Source organism: Clostridium tarantellae, assembly GCF_009295725.1.
In the GTDB taxonomy this organism is placed as follows: domain Bacteria; phylum Bacillota; class Clostridia; order Clostridiales; family Clostridiaceae; genus Sarcina; species Sarcina tarantellae.
Genome location: NZ_WHJC01000313.1, coordinates 1 through 3,714, shown reverse-complemented (window position 1 = coordinate 3,714; position 3,714 = coordinate 1). Strand labels below are relative to the sequence as shown.

General features: G+C 24.3%; 2 protein-coding genes. Both read right to left on the bottom strand.

The window, feature by feature from the left end; translation table 11 throughout:
- Positions 1–97: 97 nt before the first annotated feature.
- The gene (gene tnpA / locus GBZ86_RS13665; protein WP_327445271.1) at positions 98–514 is read right to left on the bottom strand and encodes an IS200/IS605 family transposase; all 417 of its coding nucleotides are present in this window, start codon (positions 512–514) and stop codon (positions 98–100) included.
- Between the two features lie 219 nt (positions 515–733).
- Complete coding sequence (gene pbp4b / locus GBZ86_RS13660) at positions 734–3,484, bottom strand: penicillin binding protein PBP4B (RefSeq protein WP_152891547.1); 2,751 nt, start codon at positions 3,482–3,484, stop codon at positions 734–736.
- Positions 3,485–3,714: the final 230 nt, after the last annotated feature.

The following is a 3,714-nucleotide window of genomic DNA, read 5'->3' as shown; positions in this document are numbered from 1 at the left end:
AATATTTTTAAAATCTTCTCATAGAAGGTCTTTTTGTTGTACCTAAAAATAATCTTTGATAGTTTTTAAAAATAATATTTTCAAAATAATATCTAACCTATTTTTTCATATTAAACTTTACACTATCCTTTTCACCTTGATTTTCTATATATTTTTTTATTGTTTCTATATTTGCCCCACCTGTTGTCACTAAACAATAACTTCTACTCCAAAAATATTCTTTCCATAGTTTATTTTTTATACTAGAAAATTCTTTTTTTATAAGTCTGCTACTAGCACTCTTATAAGCATTTATGAATTTAGAAATTTCAGTATTAGGGGCTGACCTAAATAAGCAATGAAGATGGTCGATGTCGTGAGTCCATTCTTCTAAAGTTATTAAGTATTTAGGAGCTATATTTTCAAATATTTCTTTCAGTCTTTTAGATATATCATCATCAATAACTTTTCTTCTGTATTTTATTACCAATACTAGATAATAACAAAAATAAAAAGCATAGTCAACAAGAAATATTTATCGTATCTCTATGCTTTCGTCTATTCATTTCGCACCTACCTACGGTTGAGGAAGGAGAATTCTCTCAAATTAAGTTAAAATATATTCTTAATGAAATTATATGTTAGAACACTTCCTATAAACACAATATTTTTTAAGCTTTTACTTAATTCTTTAACGTACACAATAAATTCTTTGAAATTTCATACTAAATATTTTTTTAATTAATTTTCATAACTATAACACTTCCCCCTTAAATATCACAGCCTCATGTTTCATCATATCTATAACAACCTTTATACCAGTATCTGATATTATCCCAACTTTTTTATTTAACTTATTATTTTCACATTCTCTTTTTTCATCCTCTTCATTAAATATCAATAATCCATGACCATAATTTTTATCTTTATCTGTTGGACTTGTAAAGTGTGCTGTTACATCTTTTGAAAATATTTCTACTCCCCCATATCCTCCATAATTTATAATAGTTTGGCATAAAACTGCTAAATCCTTTGTGGTTGTATATAATCCATAGCCACCAGATACTCCATCTAAATTTTTTTTTGTATATTCTTTATTTTCATTCTTATCTAATACTATATCTTTTTTATTTATTCCTTTTTTCATTGGATTATACATAGTATGCTTTAATCCTAAAGGCGTATATATATTTTCTTCAACATATTTATCCTGTGGCATTAATGTTATTTTTTCTATTATTGTTCCTAGTAAATATGCATCATAAGCGCTATACCTACTTTTAGTTCCAGGGATAAACTCTGGTTTTATTGAAATTAATTTTTTTAATTCATTGTCTCTCTTCGCTAAAGTAATTTCTTTTTTTTCATTATTGACTAACTTTTTATTTATTTCTTTTGGTAATCCTGAAGTATGCTCTAATAAATCTTTTATTTTTATTGATTCATTTATTTCTGGAATATATTTATTAGCTAAATCATTATAATTTAATTTTCCTTCGCTTATTAATTTATTAATAGCAAATATTGTAGAAAATACTTCTGTTCCATTTCCTAACGGAATTAATTTATTTTCTTTAATGCTTCCACAATAAAATTTTTCTATTATTTTTCCATTTTTAACTGCTGTAAAAGCAAAGTTTTTTACATTTTTATTTAATTTTTTTTTTGTAAATTTTAAACTTTCTTTTTCACCCTTTATATTTTTTTCAATTAACTCTGGATATAAAACAGAAATTTTCATTTTACTATTATTAGGCTTTATATTTAATACTTTTAAAGAATTAATTCCATTTACTACATACTTACCTATATTTATGATTTCTTTACTACTGTTACTTTTTAAAATTTGAGAAATATCTATATTATGACCATTTATGTATAACTCTCCTTCAGTAACTCCTTCATTTTCTATTACTATATGTCCTTTTCCCCTATATCCATAAAACCCTCGTTTATTTCTTACATAATATCTTGATGATAGTTCTTTATCTGGAAAAATGCAATCAACCTGTGAATTATTATTACTTATTACTTCAGTTATATACTCTTCTTTATCTACATTTACTAATTCTCTATTTTCTAATAATGCTTCATAAACTAAAGTTGTAATACTTCCATATCTACCTGTCTCATATTTATCACTATCAAAGTTCTCTTTATAACAAGGAGTATTTCTTCTATTAGTTAAAAGTATAATTATCATATTATTTTCAAAATCTATATTAGTTAATGTACCTGTCCAACCAGTATGACCTATAGTATTATAAGTATATGGGGAAAACATCCATGCTCTGCTTCTTTTTCCATCTTGAATATTCCACCCTAATCCCCAACTTGGATCTAAATAATCTGGCTTTATAAACTCATTTATAATAGATTTATCACATAATACAAAATCATTATAGCTTCCGCCATTTAATAAAAGCTGACAAAGCACTGCTAATTCTTCACCAGTAGAAAATAATCCTGCATGTCCTGACACCCCTCCCATACAATAAAATGCCTTTTCATCATGAACTTCTCCTTGAAGAGTGTAATCTCTAATTCCTTCAAAACTTATCATGCCATCACGAGTATTTCCATTTCTTTCTGTAGCTGCTATTTCTTCTTCATTAAATCCTTTTTTTAATGGATTAAAACAAGTTCTTTTTAATCCTAAAGGTTTATATATTTCCTCCTCAACATATTTATCTAAAGGCATATTTGTTATCTTTTCCACAATATAACCTAAAATCATATAATCTAAATCACTATAAATATTTTTAGTCTCTGGTTCATAAACTAATGGAATTTTTCCTAAAGCATTTATAGTTTCTTCTTTATTTAAAGCATATAAATCTCCAGCTTTTTTTTTATTATAAAAATCTATAGAAACTGAATGTCCTGCATTATGTCTAAGAAGATTTCTAATAGTAATTTTATCTTTGCCTTTTATTTTAGCAGTATTATTATCTTTATAATTTTCTAAGTAATTTTCTACTTTATCATCTAAGCTCAACTTTTTTTCATAAATTAATTTCATAATTGCATAATTAGTAGCATACATTTTTGTGTTTGATGCTATATCATACATAGTGTTCACTGTTGTTTTATCAGGATTTTTTATCTTTTTATACTTATCCCAAATTTTTTTATACCCATATGAACTATTTTTTATTAATTTTCCATCTTTAACTATAGTAAGAATAGCTCCTGGAAATTCTGATTTAACTTTATTATTTTTAATCATATTTTCACCAGTTACTGAATTTATTCCTTTAATTTCATCCTCAATAATTTTATCTACAATTTGTAATTTATTTTTAGAAACATCCACATCTTTTGCTTTTCCATTTGAAATTTTTGGGGATAATTTATTTAAATCTCTATTTATTTTGCTTTCTTTTAAATTTAATTTCTTACCCAAAATACTATTAATATCTTTTCCATAACTTATGCATGAATTACTTATAAAAAAGATTATTAATAATAAAAACAAAACTAAGTATTTAAATTCTCTTTTCATATTATATCATTCCTTAAAATGTATTTATATTTAATTATTTTGTACATTAATATAAAATAATATAATATTTGCTAAAATTTAATTTTTATTATTATAAAATTTTAGCTTAATTGTAAAATGAAATTGAACTAAATAAAAAATCCATAGTGGATTAACCTGTGTTATGATTTAATCGCAAAACAAAATACAAAACACGGGGGATAATCACCATGGACTATCAAAATCATAAC